The 18740-nt window shown below is 72.0% G+C and carries 18 protein-coding genes; 11 read left to right on the forward strand and 7 right to left on the reverse strand.

Annotation, left to right across the window (positions count from 1 at the left end; translation table 11 throughout):
* Window positions 1-6 precede the first annotated feature (6 nt).
* The 6 genes from ACIBP6_RS22180 to ACIBP6_RS22205 all read left to right on the forward strand — a co-directional run bounded on the left by ACIBP6_RS22180 (window position 7) and on the right by ACIBP6_RS22205 (window position 7052).
* Complete coding sequence (locus ACIBP6_RS22180; RefSeq protein WP_397054868.1) at window positions 7-252, forward strand: DUF2630 family protein; 246 nt, start codon at window positions 7-9, stop codon at window positions 250-252.
* Between the two features lie 45 nt (window positions 253-297).
* A complete protein-coding gene (locus ACIBP6_RS22185) occupies window positions 298-1269 on the forward strand; it encodes a GNAT family N-acetyltransferase (RefSeq protein ID WP_397054870.1) in 972 nt (323 codons plus the stop codon).
* A gap of 48 nt (window positions 1270-1317) precedes the next feature.
* The gene (locus ACIBP6_RS22190; protein WP_397054872.1) at window positions 1318-3603 is read left to right on the forward strand and encodes a glycoside hydrolase family 6 protein; all 2286 of its coding nucleotides are present in this window, start codon (window positions 1318-1320) and stop codon (window positions 3601-3603) included.
* 138 nt (window positions 3604-3741) lie between these two features.
* Window positions 3742-5055, forward strand: coding sequence for an MFS transporter (locus tag ACIBP6_RS22195; RefSeq protein WP_397054874.1), 1314 nt, complete (start codon window positions 3742-3744; stop codon window positions 5053-5055).
* 9 nt (window positions 5056-5064) lie between these two features.
* Window positions 5065-5730, forward strand: coding sequence for a response regulator transcription factor (locus ACIBP6_RS22200; RefSeq protein ID WP_132611221.1), 666 nt, complete (start codon window positions 5065-5067; stop codon window positions 5728-5730).
* Complete coding sequence (locus ACIBP6_RS22205) at window positions 5727-7052, forward strand: sensor histidine kinase (protein WP_397054876.1); 1326 nt, start codon at window positions 5727-5729, stop codon at window positions 7050-7052. Before ACIBP6_RS22200 ends, ACIBP6_RS22205 begins: the two co-directional genes overlap by 4 nt.
* Here the strand turns inward: ACIBP6_RS22205 and ACIBP6_RS22210 are convergent.
* Window positions 7043-7948, reverse strand: a complete 906-nt coding sequence (locus tag ACIBP6_RS22210) for a TAXI family TRAP transporter solute-binding subunit (protein WP_397054878.1) — start codon at window positions 7946-7948, stop codon at window positions 7043-7045. The two genes, ACIBP6_RS22205 and ACIBP6_RS22210, sit on opposite strands and share 10 nt — an antisense overlap.
* 34 nt (window positions 7949-7982) lie before the next feature.
* Here ACIBP6_RS22210 and ACIBP6_RS22215 point away from each other — a divergent pair, with 34 nt between their 5' ends.
* Window positions 7983-8693, forward strand: a complete 711-nt coding sequence (locus ACIBP6_RS22215; RefSeq protein WP_397054880.1) for a Mut7-C RNAse domain-containing protein — start codon at window positions 7983-7985, stop codon at window positions 8691-8693.
* A gap of 12 nt (window positions 8694-8705) precedes the next feature.
* Here ACIBP6_RS22215 and ACIBP6_RS22220 read toward each other — a convergent pair whose 3' ends face one another.
* Window positions 8706-10175 (reverse strand): MFS transporter, encoded by a 1470-nt coding sequence (locus tag ACIBP6_RS22220; RefSeq protein WP_397054881.1) that lies wholly within the window; start codon window positions 10173-10175, stop codon window positions 8706-8708.
* Window positions 10176-10236: 61 nt separating this feature from the next.
* Here ACIBP6_RS22220 and ACIBP6_RS22225 point away from each other — a divergent pair, with 61 nt between their 5' ends.
* Window positions 10237-11211, forward strand: coding sequence for a helix-turn-helix transcriptional regulator (locus ACIBP6_RS22225; protein ID WP_397054882.1), 975 nt, complete (start codon window positions 10237-10239; stop codon window positions 11209-11211).
* A gap of 9 nt (window positions 11212-11220) precedes the next feature.
* Here ACIBP6_RS22225 and urtE read toward each other — a convergent pair whose 3' ends face one another.
* From urtE to urtA, 5 genes are all read right to left on the reverse strand, one after another.
* Window positions 11221-11910, reverse strand: a complete 690-nt coding sequence (gene urtE, locus ACIBP6_RS22230) for an urea ABC transporter ATP-binding subunit UrtE (protein WP_397054884.1) — start codon at window positions 11908-11910, stop codon at window positions 11221-11223.
* 480 nt (window positions 11911-12390) lie between these two features.
* A complete protein-coding gene (gene urtD, locus ACIBP6_RS22235) occupies window positions 12391-13140 on the reverse strand; it encodes an urea ABC transporter ATP-binding protein UrtD (RefSeq protein ID WP_397054886.1) in 750 nt (249 codons plus the stop codon).
* Window positions 13080-14156 carry an urea ABC transporter permease subunit UrtC gene (gene urtC, locus ACIBP6_RS22240; protein ID WP_397054888.1) on the reverse strand — a complete coding sequence of 359 codons (1077 nt, stop codon included), beginning with the start codon at window positions 14154-14156 and terminating at the stop codon, window positions 13080-13082. The genes urtD and urtC overlap by 61 nt, the downstream gene beginning before the upstream one ends.
* A complete protein-coding gene (gene urtB, locus ACIBP6_RS22245; RefSeq protein WP_111184145.1) occupies window positions 14153-15001 on the reverse strand; it encodes an urea ABC transporter permease subunit UrtB in 849 nt (282 codons plus the stop codon). Before urtB ends, urtC begins: the two co-directional genes overlap by 4 nt.
* Window positions 15001-16206, reverse strand: a complete 1206-nt coding sequence (gene urtA, locus ACIBP6_RS22250; RefSeq protein ID WP_397054890.1) for an urea ABC transporter substrate-binding protein — start codon at window positions 16204-16206, stop codon at window positions 15001-15003. Before urtA ends, urtB begins: the two co-directional genes overlap by 1 nt.
* 200 nt (window positions 16207-16406) lie before the next feature.
* On the opposite strand from urtA, the gene ACIBP6_RS22255 reads away from it, so the two are divergent.
* From ACIBP6_RS22255 to ACIBP6_RS22265, 3 genes are read left to right on the forward strand one after another with little or no spacing between them, the layout of a single operon-like run.
* Window positions 16407-16709: an urease subunit gamma gene (locus tag ACIBP6_RS22255; protein ID WP_132611228.1), complete on the forward strand. Its 303-nt coding sequence runs from the start codon at window positions 16407-16409 to the stop codon at window positions 16707-16709.
* Entirely contained in the window at window positions 16706-17017 is a 312-nt protein-coding gene (locus tag ACIBP6_RS22260; RefSeq protein ID WP_397054892.1) for an urease subunit beta, read from the forward strand. Before ACIBP6_RS22255 ends, ACIBP6_RS22260 begins: the two co-directional genes overlap by 4 nt.
* Window positions 17010-18716, forward strand: a complete 1707-nt coding sequence (locus ACIBP6_RS22265) for an urease subunit alpha (RefSeq protein ID WP_397054894.1) — start codon at window positions 17010-17012, stop codon at window positions 18714-18716. The genes ACIBP6_RS22260 and ACIBP6_RS22265 overlap by 8 nt, the downstream gene beginning before the upstream one ends.
* Window positions 18717-18740 lie beyond the last annotated feature (24 nt).

Below are 18740 nucleotides of genomic sequence, written 5' to 3' on the forward strand. Positions count from 1 at the left end.
TCGGACATGCGGGACGACGAGATACTCACGAGGATCAGCTCCCTGGTCAGCGAGGAGCACGAGCTGCGCACCAGGCTGTCGGCGGGAGAGGTGACCTCGGACGAGGAACGCGCGCGCATCAACCAGCTGGAGAACGCCCTCGACCAGTGCTGGGACCTGCTGCGGCAGCGGCGGGCCCGGCGCAGGGCGGGCGAGGACCCGGACAACGCCGCTCCCCGCCCCGCCGACGAGGTGGAGAACTACCGCCAGTAGAAAACCGTTCGCGCCGGCCGGACCGAGTGCGCTTGGCTTGGCGGCATGAGGATCGAGCGGATCGAGGCCGACGGCTCGGACGAGCTCGCCGCGGGGTTGCACGCGGCCTACAGCGAAGGCTCCGGCGACCCCGGCCCGCCGATCCCGCGGGCCCGTTTCGTGCTCGATGTCTGCGCGGACCGCCCCGCCCACCGGGTGGAGGCGTGGGCCGCGGTCGAGGACGGCGAGGTCGCCGGCGGTTACGGCCTGTCGTTCCCCATCCTCGACAACCGTCACATGGCCTGGCTCTTCCCGCTCGTCGTGCGCCCCGCCCGGCGCGGGCGCGGGCTCGGCACGGCGCTCTTCGAGCACGCCCTCGGCCGCATGCGGGCCGACGACAGGCGGCTGCTGCTGGCCGAGACGCCCGTCGTGGGGGCCGGTGCCGCCTTCGCCCGCGCCCGAGGCATGACGGTCGCCCTCGTCGAAGCACGCCGCACGCTCGACCTGCGCCGCTGCGACTGGGCGAAACTGGAGCGGATGGTCCCGCAGGCGCCCGGCTACAGCGTCGAACACTGGACCGGTCCGGCGGCCCCCGAGCTCCTGCCCGACGTGGCCACGCTCATGAACGGCATGAACGACGCCCCGCGCGACAGCGGCGTCGACGACTTCCACTTCACCGCCGACCAGATCCGCGCCCGCGAGGAGCGCATGGTCGCGGCCGACCAGACCGCCTACAACGTGATCGCCCGCCGCGACTCCGACGGCGCCCCGGCCGGCTACACCGGCATCCTGCTCGACGCCGACCACTCCCACGGCTGGGCCGTCCAGACCGACACGACGGTGCTGGCCGGGCACCGCGGCCACCGCCTGGGGCTGCTGCTCAAGCTCACCAACCTGTTCCGGCTGCGCGAGCGCGAGCCGCGCGTCGAGCGCATCATCACCTGGAACGCCACCTCCAACGCCCACATGCTCGCCATCAACGAGGCCATGGGCTTCGAGCTCTTCGACGAGTGGTACGAGTGGCGGCTGACGCTGTAGGGCCATGGAGGTCCACGCGACGGCACGTTAGCCTGACGATCCATGTCCATGGAGGCGCTGAGAGACGGGGATCCCCGGCGGGTGGGGCCGTACACGCTGCTCGGCCGGCTGGGCGAGGGCGGCATGGGCGTCGTCTACCTGGGGCAGGGCGCCGACGGGGCGCGGGTGGCCGTCAAGCTGCTGCACGCCCGGATGGACGCCGACCCGGACTTCCGGCGCCGCTTCGCCCGTGAGGTGGCCGCCGCGCGGCGGGTGGCCCGCTTCTGCACCGCTCCGGTGCTCGACGCCGACGTGCACGGCGAGGTGGTGTACCTGGTCACCGAGTACGTCGAGGGGCCCAGTCTCGGGCAGGCGGTGCGCGCGTCCGGGCCGCTGAGGGGCTCGGCACTCGACGGTCTGGCCGCCGCGACGGCCATGGCGTTGCGGGCGATCCACGGGACCGGGGTGGTGCACCGCGATCTCAAGCCGTCCAACGTGCTGCTGTCCCAGGTGGGGCCCAAGGTCATCGACTTCGGGATCGCGCAGCTCACGGACGCGGAGATGAGCAGCACGATCGTGGGGACGCCGGCGTACATGTCGCCCGAGCAGGCGCAGGGGGGCGAGGTCGGGCCCGCCTCGGACATCTTCTCGTGGGGGTGCACGGTGGCGTTCGCCGCCGGCGGGGCGCCGCCGTTCGGCACGGGGCCGGTGCCGGCGGTGCTGGCGCGCATCGTGAACGCTCCGCCGGAGCTGAGCGGGCTCTCCGGGCCGCTGCTTGAGCTGGTGGTGGCGGCCCTGGCCAAGAATCCGGCCGAACGGCCGACGGCCCAGCAGCTGATGGACCGGCTGAGCTTCGCGGACCCGTCCGTTCTCACGTCCGCCACGCCAGGCACGCCCGGCACCTCCGGCACCTCCGGCACCTCCGGCACCTCCGGCACGACCGGCACGACCGGCACGACCGGCAAGCCGTCAGGTGCATCAGGCACGCCTGGCACGCCCGGCATCGGGCTCGCCGCCTGCGTGGAAGCCGGAATGCCGCCCGCTGCCACGGCCGGGGCAGGCGGAAAGTTACCCGGCGCTGACACCGCGGAAGGCTCGCACGGCCTCGCGGGGCTGCTGAGGGGCCCGCGGCGCAAGGTGCTGGCCGGGGCCGTCGCCGTCCTCGTCGCAGCCGCGGGTGTGTCGGCCGCCCTGGCGTGGCGCGACGAGAGCGCCCCGACCAGTGCCGCGACCAGTGCCGCGACCAGTGCGCCGACCGATACCCCAGCCGATGCCCCGGCCGATGCGGCCAGTCCAACGGCGCCGGACGACGGCGAGGCGCCGCAGCGAGCCGTCGCCGGGCGCAACCCGCTGAGAGCCGAGGAGCCGGTCACGTTCTACGCCCCACCGGAGCCGGGCGCGAGCCGCCAGGCGGAGCTGTGGAACGACGAGCGCCCGGACGACGCCGAGCTGATGCGCCGGCTGGCCGCCGTCCCCCACGCGATCCGCCTCGACCAGACGGACGCCAGGCCGGAGGTGGCGCAGCGGCTCACGGAGGCCCGGCAGGCGGGCGGCGTCCCGGTGTTCCTGGTCAACCACCTGCCGGGCGGCGACTGCCGGCCGGCCACGCCCGCCGGCAGGGAGGCTTACCAGGAGTGGATCACGGGTGTGGCCCGCCAGATCGGCCAGGCCGGGGCCGTGGTCATCCTGGAGCCGTCCAGCCTGGTCAACCTGCCCGGCACGGAGAACTGCGACCCCGGCGGCTCGGCCCAGCACCGCTACGACGACCTGCGCCGGGCCGTGCGCACGCTCAAGTCCAACCCCGCCACGGCCGTCTACCTCGACGGCAGCCAGGCCGACTGGCCGGGCACCGAGATCATGGCCGAGCGGCTGATCGGCGCGGGGATCGAGGCGGCCGACGGGTTCTTCCTCAACACCGCCGCCTTCCAGACCACGGAGAAGAGCGTCGGGTACGGCAAGGAACTGGCGGCCTGCGTCGCCGTGCGGCGGGCGACCGGCCGGGCGGGCTGCCCGGCGGATGTCCCGGTGGACACGGCGGCCATGCCGCACTTCGTGGTCGACACCGCCAGGAACGGCCGCGGCTCCTGGGCGCCGGGCAAGCGGTACAAGGACCCGCAGGTGTGGTGCAACCCGCCCGGGCGGGGCGTGGGCCAGCGGCCCACGACGGAGACGGGTGAGGAGTTGGTGGACGCGTACCTGTGGATCGCGCGGCCGGGCACGTCCGGCGGCCGGTGCAGGCGGGGCACGGACGGCGAGCTCGACCCCGAACGCGGCGTGGTGTCGCCGCCGGCCGGCGAGTGGTGGCCGGAGCTGGCGCTGGAGCGGGCGGAGAACGCCGAGCCGCCGCTGCGCTGACGGCCGGGTCAAGCACCGAGCCGCCGCGCTGAGGCGGCAAGGTTAAGCGAACGTTAGATCTCCGGCGACCTCCCTTGCCCGAACAACCTTCTGGGGTAAGGCTCTGACCTGCATCTTCACTCCGTCGGGAGGTTCTTCGTGAGCAAAGCACGCGTGCCCTGGAAGGCCGTGGTCGGTGGTTCCGTCGGCAACCTGGTCGAGTGGTACGACTGGTTCGTCTACAGCAGTTTCGCCGTCTACTTCGCCGCGTCGTTCTTCCCTGAGGGCGACGACACGGCGAAGCTGCTCAACACGGCCGCCATCTTCGCCGTGGGCTTCTTCATGCGCCCGCTCGGCGGCTGGCTGCTCGGCCGTTACGCCGACAGGAAGGGCCGCAAGGCGGCGCTCACCCTCACCGTCACGCTGATGTCGGCCAGCGCCCTGCTGATCGCGATCGCCCCGACGTACGACGCGGTCGGCTACTTCGGCGCGCTCGTGCTCGTGGTGGCGCGCCTGCTGCAGGGCCTGTCGGTCGGCGGCGAGTACGCGGCCAGCGCGACGTACCTCACCGAGGCCACCCCGCGCGGCCGGCGCGGCTTCGCCTCCAGCTTCCAGTACGTCTCCATGACCGCCGGCCAGCTCGTCGGCCTCGGCCTGCAGATCGTGCTGCAGAACACGATGTCGGCCGAGGCGCTGAACTCCTACGGCTGGCGCATCCCGTTCGTGGTGGGCGCGGTGGCCGCCGCGGTCGTGTTCTACCTGCGCCGCAGTCTCCTGGAGACGGAGGCGTACGACGAGGAGGAGCGCGCGACCAGGGACGCCAAGCGCGGCACGATCAGGGAGCTGCTCACCCACAAGAAGGAAGCGCTGCTGGTCATCGCGCTGACGATGGGCGGCACGGTCGCGTACTACACATACACGACGTACCTCACCAAATACCTGTCGAACACCGCCGGGCTGGCCAAGGAGACGGCGACGCTGGTGAGCTTCTGCGCACTGTTCATCTTCATGTGCCTGCAGCCGGCGGCGGGGGCGCTGTCGGACCGGATCGGGCGGCGGCCGCTGCTGATCACGTTCGGAATCGGGTCGATGGTGGCCACGGTGCCGCTCATGACGGCACTCGGCGGGGTGAGCGGGTTCGCCGGCGGGCTGGTGCTGTCGCTGGCCGGGCTGGTCATCATCACCGGCTACACCTCGATCAACGCGGTGGTGAAGGCCGAGCTGTTCCCGACGAACGTGCGCGCGCTCGGCGTGGCGCTGCCGTACGCGATCGCGAACGCGCTCTTCGGCGGCACCGCCGAGTACGTCGCCCTGTGGTTCAAGGACGCCGGCATCGAGTCGGGCTTCTTCTGGTACGTCTCCGGCTGCGCCGCCGTCTCGCTCGTGGTGTACCTCACCATGCGCGAGACCAGGGACGCCGCCCTCTCCCGGGCCGAGCAGGCGTCGGGCGATGCCGTGGCGGCCCGCGTCTAACCTGGCGGCATGCGGGTTCTTCTGGTCGAGGACGACGATCGGCTCGCGTCCGCGCTCGTCACCGCCCTCGCCCGCCACGGCCACACGGTCACCCGGGCCGGGCAGGCGGTCGACGCACTCCGGCTGGCGGGGGGCGCCGACTTCGTCCTGCTCGACCTGGGGCTGCCCGACATGGACGGGCTCGACCTGCTGCGCCGCCTGCGCCGGGTCTCGGCGGTGCCGGTGATCGTCGTGACCGCGCGGACGGAGGAGCGCGATGTGCTGCGCGGCCTGCGCTCCGGGGCCGACGACTACCTGGTCAAGCCGTTCCGGACGGCCGAGTTGATGGCCCGCATGGAGGCGGTGGTGCGGCGCGGCACCCGTCCGCGGCCGACGCGCGACGACGTGGTGTGCGTCGGCGACGTCCGCATCGACCTGGGGGCGCGCCGCGTCACCGTGGCCGGGGAGCCGGTGACGCTGACCAGGCGCGAGTTCGACCTGTTGGCGATGCTGGCGCGCGAGCCCGGCGTGGTGCGCGGCCGGGAGGAGATCCTCGACGAGGTCTGGGGCGACCCGCTGCTGTCCGCCTCGCGCTCGCTGGACGTGCACGTGGCCAACCTGCGGGCCAAGACCGGCCGTCCGGGGCTGGTGGAGACGTTGCGCGGCACCGGCTACCGGCTGGGCTCGACGGCGTGAACACGCGGCTGGTGGTCACGTTCACCACGCTGATCGCGGTCCTGGTGGTGGCGCTGGCGGTGCCGCTGGGGCTGGCGTACGCCTCCCATCGCACCAACCGGCTGCTGCTCGACCGCCGCGCCGACGCCACCCGCTTCGCGGAGCTGGCCGACCAGGCGGCCCGCGACGACGACCACACCGGCCTGGTCGCCGAGCTGAACCGCTACGCCGAGCTGTACGTCGCCGCCGTGCGGGTCCGCGACCGCGACGGCGCGGTGCTGCTCACGGCGGGCCGTTTCCAGGCCGACGACCGTGCGGCGGTGCGGCTGGCGCTGTCCGGACGCACGACCGAGGAGCTGCCGCTGATCACGCCGTTCGGGCCGGACACGGTGCTGCTGGCCGAGCCGTCGGGACGGGACGCGCAGCTGTCGGGCGTGGTGCTGCTCCAGGCCCCGGCCGAGCGGGCTCGGATGGACGTGACGCTGGTGTGGGCCGCGCTGGCGGCGGGGTCGCTGACCGTTCTGGCGTACGCGGTGCTGGCGGCGCGCGGGCTGGCCCGCTGGATCCTGCGGCCGGTCACCGAGCTCGACCGCACCACCCAGGCCATCGCGGGGGGGCGGCTGGACGCGCGGGCGCATCACGGCGTCGGACCGTCCGAGCTGCGGCGGCTGGAGGAGCGCTTCAACGCGATGGCCGACGCGGTCTCGGGGGCGATGGAGCGGCAGCGGGCGTTCGTCGCCGACGCCTCCCACGAGCTGCGCACCCCGCTCACCGTGCTCGGGCTGCGGCTGGAGAACCTGGAGCCGCACCTGCGCGCCGAGGGGCGGGCCGAGTTCGAGGAGGCGCTGGCCGAGCTGGACCGGCTGACGCTGCTGGTGGCCGACCTGCTGGCACTCGCCCAGGTGGAGGCGGGCGCGGGCGTCGAGGTCAAGGAGAGCGAGCTCGCGCCGCGGCTGGCGGCCTGGCGGGAGGTGTACGCGGCCAAGGGCGTCCGCCTGGTGACCCACGTCCCCGAGGGGGCGACGGTGCCGGAGGCGGCGGCCAGGATCGCCGACATCGCGCTCGACAACGCCCAGAAGTTCGTGCCCGCGGGCGGCACGGTGACCGTCGGCCTGGAGGGCGGCGTGCTGCGCGTGGCCGACGACGGGCCGGGGCTGAGCGAGGAGGCTCGGGCGGAGGCGACGGGCCGGTTCTGGCGTTCAGGCGCCCACGCGAACGTGCCGGGCAGCGGCCTGGGCCTGGCCATCGCCTCCGAGCTGGCCCGGGCGTGCGGGGCCACGCTGCGGCTGCTGCCCGCGACGCCGCACGGCCTCGTCGTGGAGCTGCGGCTGCCTCAGCCGTAGACCGACCGGTAGTAGCGGGCCGCTCCCGCGTGGAGGGGCACGGCGCCGGTGCCGATGGCGTAGCGCGGGTCGAGCCGACCGCCGGGGGCCGAGGGGGCCCGCAGGCGGTCGCGGGCGCGGAAGAGCGTCTCGGTGACGGTGTAGGCGGCCTCCGCCGGCAGCGAGGTCCGGCACATCAGGTAGCTGGGGGTGCCGACGGTCGGCACGGCCCGGGTGGCGGCGTACGCGCCGGCCGGGACGGTGGCGTGCTCGTACACGAGGCCGTACTGGCGGCGCAGCACCAGCACCAGCTCCTCCAGCGGCAGCAGCCGGACGCCGCGGGCCGCCGCCAGGGCGGGCGTGGGCACGCCGCCCGACCAGAAGAACGCCTCGATCCGGCCGTCGCGCAGGGCCTCGATCGAGTCGTCCAGCTCCAGTCGGACGGTACGGGGCGCGCGGCCGAGCGCGGCGGCGGCCAGCACGCGGGCCGCGGTCACGGAGGTGCCCGACCCCTCCACCCCGACGGACACCACCCGCCCGGCCAGGTCGCCGATCCCGGAGATCGGCGCACCGGAGGCGACGACGAGGTGCACGTAGTTCATGTACATCCGGGCCAGCGCGGAGACCGGCCGGCGGCGCACGCGTACGGCGTCGTCGGCGCTGTCGGCCAGCGCGAACCCCACGTCGGCGCGCCCGTCGGCCATCATCGCGAGGTTCTGCACGCTGGCGGCGGTGGGCAGCACCCGCACGCGCAGCCCGTCGCGGCGCAGCTCCCCGGCGAGCCGGTCGCCGAGCTCGCCGTACGGCCCGCCGCTCAGCCCGGTCGCGAGGCGCAGCTCCGGCAGGTCACCCCCGGTCGAGCAGCCGCCCGCCGCCGCGGCCGCGAAGCCGAAGAGGGCGCGGCGGGATATCGGCATGAAGTCACGGTAGCGGGTGCCACAGAATGGACACGTGACCGCACGTCTGCGCATCGACCCCGAACTGAGGATGTTCCTGCCCGTGAGCCGCCGCCAGGAATGGCAGGAGGTGACCCCCGACGGCACCTCGACGCTGGGCCACCACGTCGAGTCGCTCGGCGTCCCGCTGACCGAGGTGGGGCCGCTCGTGGTCAACGGACGCGGGGTGCCGCCGTCCTGCCAGCTGGCCGACGGCGACGTGGCGGAGGTCCATCCCGTGCCACGTCCGCAGCAGCTGCCGGAGGAGCCGCGGTTCCTGCTCGACGTGCATCTCGGCACGCTGGCGCGGCGGCTGCGGCTGCTGGGCATCGACGCCGCCTACCACAACGACATGGACGACCCGTCGCTGGTGGTGCAGGCCAACGAGGAGCGGCGGGTGCTGCTGACGCAGGACCGCGGCCTGCTGCGCCGCCGCGCGCTGTGGCTGGGCGCGTACGTACACGGCTCCGACCCCGCCGACCAGCTGCGCGACCTGCTGGAGCGCTTCGCTCCGCCGCTGCGGCCGTGGACGCGCTGCACGGCCTGCAACGGCGAGCTGGAGCCGGTGCCGAAGGACGAGGTCGAGTCCCTGCTGGAGGCGGGCACGAGCCGCACCTACGACGCCTACGGCCGCTGCCGCGAGTGCGGGCAGGTCTACTGGCACGGCGCGCACAGCGGCCACCTGGAGGAGATCATCCGCACGGCCCGCGCCTGGAGCACCGCCTAGACGGCATGTCGTTCAACCTGTGGCGGTCTTCGGGAGCGCGAGCATCACGAGTGCCGCCACGACGTAGAGCACCGCGGAGACGACGAGGACGATGCCGAGCGCGTGACCGTAGTCGGCCGGTCCCGGTGTGCCGCTCGTCGATCCGGAGACGGCGGTGAAGAACACCGTGCCGAGAACGGCGATGCCGATGGCGCCGCCGATCTGGTTGACGGTGGAGAGCACGCCGCCCGCGGCGCCCGCATCGCGTCCGGGAATGCCGGCGAGGACGACGTTGACCAGGATGGGGGCGGCAAGACCGAGCCCGAGGCCGCCCAGGAGAAGAGCGAGGGCAAGGTGCCAGTATCCGGGATCATCGCCGTCTCCGATGATCGCCCACAGGACGAGCTGGGATGCCGCGATGGTGAGCGAGCCGGTGATCAGCAGCGCTCTCCCGGCCTTGGCGGCGAGGGCGACCCCGAGTCCTGAGGTGATGATCGAGCCGAGCGCGTAAGGAAGGATCACCAGGCCGGTCTCCCACGCGGTGCGGCCGGTGCCGTGGTGGAGGTAGATCGACAGGGTGAGGAAGAACGACCCGATGCCGCCGAAGAAGAGCGCGGACGCGCTCAGGCCGATCGCGAAGGCGCGGATTCGGAGCAGAGCCGGATCGAAGACGGGTTCCTTCCCGCGTCCGGTGAGGCGGCGCTCGTAGGCGAGGAAGACCGCCAGCACGATGGTTCCGGCGGCGAGGAAGGCGTAACTGGCCCAGGTCCATCCCCAGGTCTCGCTCTGGATGATCGGCAGGAGCAGGAGCAGGATGCCCGAGGCCGCGAGCAGCGCACCGAGGAGGTCCAGCCGTGCGGTGGAGGTGGAGCGGGACTCCGGCAGCACCTTCGCGCCGATGATGAGCGCCAGGATCGAGACAGGCACGTTGATCCAGAAGATGGTGCGCCATCCCAGATCGAACAGGTCGCCGTCGACGAGCAGCCCGCCCAGCAGCGGGCCGGCGACCGACGCGAGACCCTGGACCGCCCCGTAGACGCCGAACGCCTTGGCACGCTCGCCCGGGGCGAACGATGCCCGGATGATCCCGAACACCTGCGGGACCATGATCCCTGCGGTCAGTCCCTGCGCGGCGCGCATGCCGATGAGCATTGCCGGATCGGCGGCCAGCGCGCAGAGTGCGGAGGTGAGCATGAACCCGGCCAGCCCGATCATGAACAGGCGCTTGCGGCCGTACTGGTCGCCGAGCCGTCCGCCGGTGATCAGGCCCGCACCCAAGGCGAGGACGTAGGCGGCGATCGTCCACTGGATCTGAGCGTCACCGGCCCCGAGGTCTTGGGCTATCGCCGGCGCCGCGACGGTGACGATCGTCGCGTCGAGAAGATCCATGAAGGAGCCGAACAGCACCACCAGGAGCGCCGAGCTCGCGCCCGCGCCGGAGATGAGTGCCGAGGAAGCGGCGGGTGCCTGCGTGCCGGCGCGATGGCTCTGTGAAGCGGTCATGCCGGCCACGGTGACAGCTATAGTTGCCATCGAGTGACCGCTTTATGCGAAGGGAGGAGCGATGGCTGCCACCTCCGCGCGGATGCTCAAGCTGCTGTCGATCTTCGGGATCGGCGCGACCCTGACCGCCGAGGAGCTCGCCACCAGGCTCGGGGCATCGGTGCGCACCGTGCGACGCGACATCGACACGCTCAGAGAGCTCGGGTACGAGATCGAGGCCGTGCGCGGGGCGGGCGGAGGTTACCGGCTCGGCCGCGCCACCCGGTTGGCGCCGGTCGTCTTCGACGAGGACCAGGCTGTCGCGGCGGCTGTCGCGCTCCAGACCGTCCCCATGATCCTGTCCGGCATCCGCGAGAACGCAGCCCGCGCCCTCGCCACGCTGCAGCAGGCGATGCCCGCCCGCAGCCGGATCCACGCCGAAGCGTTCACCGTCTCCGCGGCGCGCAACTACTGGGAGTTCCCCGCGGCGCCCATCGACGCCGAGATCATCCGCGTCATCGGTGGCGCGATCAACCGACAGCACATCGTTCGCGCGGACTACACCGGCGAAGACGCACCGACCACGCTCACGCTGGAACCGCACGACCTCGTCGTGTGGGCGGCACGGTGGTACCTCGTCGCGTTCGAACCGGACGCCGACCGATGGCGCGCGATGCGAATCGACCGCCTCGAACCACGCATGCCCACGGGGAGAAGCTTCGAGCGCCGCGACGTCCCGCACAGCGATCCGGTCGAGTTCGTCATGAGCACGCACGACCGCGGCGACACCCCGGCGAAATGGCCATGCCGCGGGTCGGCGCTCGTCGCACTGCCTGCGCCCGTCGTCGCCCGGTTCGCCCCCGGCGGATCGACGGTCGAGCACGACACCGACTCCAGCTGCCGGCTCATGCTCGGTGCGTGGTCATGGGCAGGGCTGGCAGGATTGCTCCTGACCTTCGACGCTGACGTCACGGACATCGAACCACCGGAGCTCAGGCAGGCGCTGCGCTCCTTGCGCACCCGCATCGACGAAGGACTCGGGCACGCCACGGATTGAACGACAAGCTCAGACGGCGAGGAGTTTTCTCACGTCCTCCTGGTGCAGGTCCTCGGCCGCCCCGGTGCGCACGACGTGGCCGCCGTCGAGGATGACGAACGTGTCGGCCAGCCGCAGCGCGATGTCCAGGTACTGCTCCACGAGCAGCACGGGCAGCCCGGCGGCGTGCAGGCGCTCGATGGCGGCCTCGATCTCCAGGATGATCGACGGCTGGATGCCCTCGGTGGGCTCGTCGAGGATGAGCATCCTGGGCCGGGTCACCAGGGCGCGGGCCATCGCGAGCTGCTGCTGCTGGCCTCCCGACAGGTGCCCGGCGCTCCGCTTGAGCAGCGGCCCGAGCGCCGGGAAGAGGTCGAGGGCCTCGTCGATGGCCTCCCTGGGCTGCCTGGCGGCCTCCACGGTCACCAGCAGGTTGCCCAGCACCGACAGCTGCGGGAAGCACTGGTGGCCCTGGGGGACGTAGCCCATGCCGAGGCGTACGCGCTCGTGCGGCTTGAGCCGGGTGATGTCGGCGCCGTCGAACGTCACCGTGCCCGCGGTCGCGGGCAGCACCCCCATGACGGTGTTGAGCAGCGTGGTCTTGCCGACGCCGTTGCGCCCCATGACGCACACGAGCTGCCCGGGGCCCACCTCCAGCGACACCCCGAACAGGACGCGGGCTCGCCCGTACCCCGACTCGAGTCCTTTCACCGACAGCATCGTCCGGCCTCCTCTCCCGATGCGGCAGCATGCCGGTCGCGGGTCACCGGCGCCGCCCCTGGGAGCGAACGCCCACTGAACGTCTGATGGCGGTCACGACGGGGGTGGACAGGTTCAGGGCGGGAGATGCGCACAGGCGGTTCCTTCCTGGCTGACCGGTTCTGCCAGAAAGGTGACTCGGCGAGATTGCGGGGGAACCGCCGGGACGTTAATTGGCCATTGCGAAACGTTCACGGGCGGCTGGATGGCGTCGGGGGCCACTCCCCGGCCCAGCCGGTCGTCCAGGTCTCCGCGAGCCACTGCGGCGGGGGGCTGGACGCACCCGGACACCGGCGACCAGACGCGGTGGCCGGCTCGCTGGGCGGGCGCGGTCGGCGCGAGGATCACCACGTGGGCCGTCACCGCTGAACACCCGGACCGGATCCGGATCTCCGGCCAGGGTGGCGGCATGCCGCCCCGGCCGTCGCCGTTCACCGGGCCTCAGGCCCGCTCGCCGACCGCGTCGTCCGCCCTCCTGCCGAGGTACACCTCCTGCACCCTGGGGTCGGCGCTGACCTCGTCCACCGACCCCTCGACGAGGACGCGGCCCTCGTGCAGCACGGTCACCGTGGAGGCGTGCCGCCGCAGGAAGTCCATGTCGTGCTCGACCACGACCACCGTGTGGTCCGTGGCGATGGCCGTGAGCAGCTCGCCGGTCCGCTCCCGCTCGTCCTTGGACATGCCCGCCACCGGCTCGTCCAGGAGCAGCAGCCTGGGCCGCTGCGCCAGCAGCATCCCGATCTCCAGCCACTGGCGCTGGCCGTGGGAGAGCACGCCGGCCGGCCGCTCGGCGAGCGCTTCGAGCCCCGTCCTGGCCAGGGACTCCGCGACGGCCTCGGAGACGCCCTCGCGCCGCCGGGTCAGCGCCCACAGCGGTTCGCGGAAGCTGGCGGCCAGGTCGAGGTTCTCGACGACGGTGAGCTCCTCGAACACCACCGAGGTCTGGAACGTCCGCCCGACGCCGAGCCGGACGATCTGGTGCTCCTTCCTGCCCACCAGGTCCTGGCCGGCGAACCGGACGCTGCCCGCCGCCGGCCGGGTCAGCCCGGTGACCACGTCGATCAGCGTGGTCTTGCCCGCGCCGTTCGGCCCGATGAGGAAGCGCAGCTCCCCCTCGGGCACGGTCAGGTTCACGCCGTCGAGCGCGCGGAACCCGTCGAACACCACCTGCACGTCACGTAGCTCGAGCACTGCGCAGCCTCCCCGCCACGGTTTGCGCGACCCCGGCGATGCCCTTGGAGGCCAGGGTCATGACCAGGATGAACAGGGCGCCCTGCAGGTAGAGCCAGCCGTCGGCGAACTGCTCGCTGAACGCGGTCTTGGCGTACCCCAATGACGACGGCGCCGAGCACGGCACCGGCCAGCACGTGCCGCCCGCCCACGGCCACGGCGACGACCAGCTCCAGCGAGGGCACGACGCCGAGCAGCGCCGGCGAGATGATCCCGACGACCGGCACGAACAGCGCCCCGGCCAGGCCCGCCATGCCCGCCGAGGCGGCGAACGTGACGGTCTTGACCAGGGCGGGGTCGTAGCCGAGGAACCGCACCCGGTCCTCGCCGTCGCGCACGGCCACGAGCAGGCGGCCGTAGCGGCTGTTCACCAGCTGGCGGGTGGCGAGGTAGAGCACGCCGAGCACGCCCGCCACCACCAGGTAGAGGCCGCGCTGCGTGGAGTCCTCGGCGAGGTCCTGGCCGAACAGCTCGAAGAAGTTCGTCATGCCGTTGGTGCCGCCGGTCAGCCCCTGCTGGCCGACGAGCAGGATCACCATGGCGGCGGCCAGCGCCTGGGTGAGGATCGCGAAGTACGCCCCCCGTACGCGCTGGCGGAAGACCAGCGTGCCGAGCACCACCGCCAGGATGACGGGGCCGAGCACCGCCATGGACAGGGCGAAGACCGGGTTGGCGAACGGCACCCACAGGGCGGGCAGCTCCTCCACCCCGCTCCACACCATGAAGTCGGGCAGCCCGCCCTCGGCCTCGGTGAGCTTGAGGTACATCGCCATGGAGTAGCCGCCGAGCCCGAAGAAGACGCCCTGGCCGAGGGTGAGCATGCCGCCCTTGCCCCAGGCCAGCCCGATGCCGAGCGCGACGATCGCGTAGCACAGGTACTTGGCCAGCAGCCCCAGCCGGAACGGCTCCAGCAGCAGCGGCGCGGCGACCAGCGCGATCACCGCCACGGTCGCGAAGGGCAGGTGTCGTTTGATCATGTGAGCACCCTCGACCTGAGCACGAACAGCCCCTGCGGCCGTACCTGCAGGAACGCGATGACGGCGGCCAGCACGATCACCTTGGCCAGCGAGGCGTCCGACCAGAACTCGGCATAGGAGTTGAGCAGCCCGAGCCCGAGCGCGGCGAGCACCGCCCCGCGCAGCTGCCCCAGCCCGCCGGCCACGACGACGAGGAAGGCGTCCACGATGTAGTACGTGCCGAGCGCGGGCCCGACCGGCCCGATGAGGGTGAGCGCCACCCCGGCCACGCCGGCCAGGCCGGAGCCGATGAAGAACGTCAGCATGTCCACCCGGCCGGTGTCGATCCCGCTGGTGGCGGCGAGCTGCCGGTTCTGCACCACGGCCTGCGTCCTGCGGCCGAGCCCCGTACGCGTCAGGTAGAGCCAGACGGCCACCACGCCGGCCACCGCCAGGCCCATGATGAACAGCCGGTTGTAGGGCAGGATGCCCACCCCGCCCGACAGCCAGGCGGGGGCGGGCACCTGCACGTTCGGTGCGCCGAACAGGTCGCGGGCCAGCTGCTGCAGCACCAGGCTGACGCCCCAGGTGAGCAGCAGCGTGTCGAGCGGCCGGCCGTAGAAGTGCCGGATCGCCGAGCGTTCCAGGATCAGCCCCATGACCCCGGCGACCAGGAACGCCGCCGGCAGCGCCAGCACCATGTCCTGCAGCAGGAACGCGGTGTAGGCCCCGGCCATGATGAACTCGCCGTGCGCCATGTTGATCACGCCCATCTGCCCGAACGTGAACGTCAGCCCGAGCGCGATCAGCATCAGCACCGCACCGATCGACAGCCCGATGGGCAGCTGGTTGAGGAAGGCCGTCATCACTGGCCCGCCAGCCCGGCCGCCCACGGGTAGCCCTCGAGGTACGGGTCCGGCTTGATCGGCTCGCCGGAGTCCCACACCTGCTTGATGAGGCCGTCCGACTGGACGATGCCGATACGGGCGGTCTTGTGCATGTGCTGGTTGTCGCCGTCGATGGTGACCTTGCCCTCGGGGCGGTCGAGCGAGATGCCGGGCGCGGCCTTCTTGACCGCCTCGACCTCGGTGCTGCCGGCCTTCTTGACCGCCTCGGCCCACAGGTGGACGGCGTTGTAGCCGGCCTGCATGGGGTCGGAGGTGACCTTGTTCTGCCCGTACTTGGCCTTGAACGCCTTGACGAACGCCTCGTTGGCCGGGGTCTCGGTGGTCTGGTAGTAGTTCCAGGCGACGGGGTGGCCGGCGATGTTCTCCACGCCGATGCCGGTGACCTCCTCCTCGGCGATGCTCACCGACAGCACCGGCATGCTCTCCGCCGTGACGCCGGAGCTCTTGAGACTCTTGAAGAACGCGACGTTGCTGTCGCCGTTGAGCGTGTTGAAGACGGCGTCCGGCTTGGCCTGCATGACCTTGTTGACCACCGTCGAGTATTCGGTATGGCCGAGCGGGGTGTACTCCTCGCCGAGGATCTCCATCCCGTTCGCCGCCGCGTACGCCTTGATGATCTTGTTGGCGGTACGCGGGAAGACGTAGTCGCTGCCGACCAGGAAGATCCGCTTCTTGCCCTGCTCCTTCAGGTAGTCGAGGCCCGGGATGATCTGCTGGTTGGTGGTGGCCCCGGTGTAGAAGATGTACGGCGAGCTCTCCAGGCCCTCGTACTGCACCGGGTACCACAGCAGCGCCTTGTAGCGCTCGAAGACCGGCAGCATCGCCTTGCGGCTGGCCGAGGTCCAGCCGCCGAAGACGGCGGCGACCTTGTCCTGCCTGACGAGCTTGGTGGCCTTCTCGGCGAACGTGGGCCAGTCGGAGGCGCCGTCCTCGACGACGGGGACGATCTTCTTGCCCAGCACGCCGCCGGCGTTGTTGATCTCTTCGATCGCCAGCAGCTCGGCGTCGCGTACGGTGACCTCGCTGATCGCCATCGTGCCGCTGAGCGAATGGAGCAGACCGACCTTGATCTCGTTGGACGAGGCGGCGGTTTCTGCGTCGGATCCGCAGGCCGCCAAGGCCATGACGAGCAGTGCGGACAGAATCGGACGGGAGATGCGCACAGCCGGTTCCTTCCTGGCTGAGGAGTTCTGCCAGAAAGGTGACGCCGCGACATTACCCCGGAAGATCCCGAACGTTAATTGGCCATTGCCGAACTTTCACAAGGGCACTTATTCCGTCATGTCGGGATTCTTCGCCGTGTGAAACCGACACGACATCACCCGGCAACAGCGAGGAAACGGCCGGTTCCTATGGTCCGGCCATGCGGCTTACCTCACACGAGCAGGAGCGGCTGCTCATCCACGTCGCCGCCGGGGTGGCGCGCGAGCGCCGGGCCAGGGGCCTGCGCCTCAACCACCCCGAGGCTACCGCCATCATCGCGTCGTTCCTCATGGAGGGCGCCAGAGACGGACGCAGCGTCGCCGACCTGATGGAGGCGGGACGGTCGGTGCTCGACCGGGCCGACGTCATGGAGGGCGTCCCGGAGATGCTGGAGAGCGTGCAGATCGAGGCGACGTTCCCCGACGGCACGAAGCTCGTCACCGTCCACAGGCCCATCCCGTGATCCCGGGCGAGTACGCGCACCCCGAGGGGGCGATCGAGCTCAACCCGGGGCGGGAACGGGTGACCGTACGCGTGGTCAACACGGCCGACCGGCCGGTGCAGGTCGGCTCCCACTACCACTTCGCCGCCGCCAACCCCGGCCTGGAGTTCGACCGGGAGGACGCCTGGGGCATGCGGCTCGACGTGCCCGCCGGCACCGCGATCCGGTTCGAGCCGGGCGTCGAGCGCGACGTGTCCCTGGTGCCGATCGCGGGCAAGCGGGTCGTCCCCGGCCTGCGGCCGGAGTGGGCGGGGCCGCTCGATGACTGACATCTCCCGCGCCCGTTACGCGGCGCTCTACGGTCCCACCACCGGTGACCGCGTCCGCCTGGCCGACACCGACCTGTGGATCGAGGTCACCGACGACCTGTCGATGGGCCCGGCCGGGGCCGGCGACGAGGCCGTGTTCGGCGGCGGCAAGGTCATCCGCGAGTCCATGGGCCAGGCCCGCGCCACCCGCGGGGAGGGCGCGGCCGACCTGGTCATCACCGGCGCGGTGATCCTCGACCACTGGGGAGTGGTCAAGGCCGACGTCGGCATCCGCGACGGCCGCATCCACGCCATCGGCAAGGCCGGCAACCCCGACACGATGGACGGCGTCGACCTCGTCATCGGCCCGTCCACCGAGGTGCTCGCGGGCAACGGCAAGATCCTCACCGCCGGGGCCGTCGACTCCCATGTCCACCTGATCTGCCCGCAGCTCCTCGACGAGGCCATCGGGTCGGGCGTCACCACGATCGTCGGCGGCGGCACCGGCCCCGTCGAGGGCACCAAGGCCACGACCGTCACCGGCACCTGGTATCTCGGCCGCATGCTGGAGGCGCTCGACGCCTACCCGCTCAACTTCGCGCTGCTCGGCAAGGGCAACACCGTCAGCTCCGAGGGCCTGCTCGAACAGCTGCGCGCCGGCGCCTCCGGCTTCAAACTCCACGAGGACTGGGGCTCGACGCCGGCCGCCATCGACGCCTGCCTCACCGTGGCCGACGCCTCGGGCGTGCAGGTCACCCTGCACACCGACACCCTGAACGAAGCCGGCTTCGTCGAGTCGACGCTCAAGGCCATCGGCGACCGGACGATCCACGCGTACCACACCGAAGGGGCGGGCGGCGGGCACGCGCCCGACATCATCCGCGTGGCGGCGTACCCGAACGTGCTGCCGTCCTCCACCAACCCGACCAGGCCGCACACCGTCAACACGCTCGACGAGCACCTCGACATGCTCATGGTCTGCCACCACCTCAACCCCTCGATCCCCGAGGACCTCGCCTTCGCCGAGTCGCGCATCCGGCCGACCACGATGGCCGCCGAAGACGTGCTGCACGACCTGGGGGCGATCTCCATGATCGGCTCCGACTCGCAGGCCATGGGCCGCATCGGCGAGACCATCATCCGCACGTGGCAGACCGCGCACGTCATGAAGGCGCGGCGCGGCTCGCTGGGCGGGCCGGCCGACAACCTGCGCGCCCGGCGCTACATCGCGAAATACACGATCTGTCCGGCCATCGCACACGGCCTGGACGCCGAGGTCGGCTCCGTCGAACGCGGCAAGCTCGCCGACCTCGTCCTGTGGGACCCGGCGTTCTTCGGGGTCAAGCCCGATCTCGTGCTCAAAGGCGGCATGGTGGCCTGGGCGCAGATGGGCGACGCCAACGCCTCCATCCCGACGCCGCAGCCGGTGCTGCCCCGTCCCATGTTCGGCGCCTCGCCGGTGACGGCCGCGGCCACCTCGCTGCACTTCGTCGCGCCCCTCGGCCTGGAGTCGGGCCTGGCCGACCGGTTGGCCGTCCGCCGCCGGCTCGTCCCGGTGGCCGACGTACGGCGGCGCGGCAAGTCGTCCATGCCGCTCAACGACGCGCTGCCGCGGATCGAGGTGGCGCCCGACACGTTCGAGGTGCGCATCGACGGCGACCTCATCGAGCCCTCCCCCGCCGTCACGTTGCCCATGACCCAGCGCTACTTCCTGTTCTGAGGAGCTTCATGCACGGACTCCCTT

It is taken from the genome of Nonomuraea terrae (genome assembly GCF_044465245.1).
In the GTDB taxonomy this organism is placed as follows: Bacteria; Actinomycetota; Actinomycetes; order Streptosporangiales; family Streptosporangiaceae; genus Nonomuraea; species Nonomuraea terrae.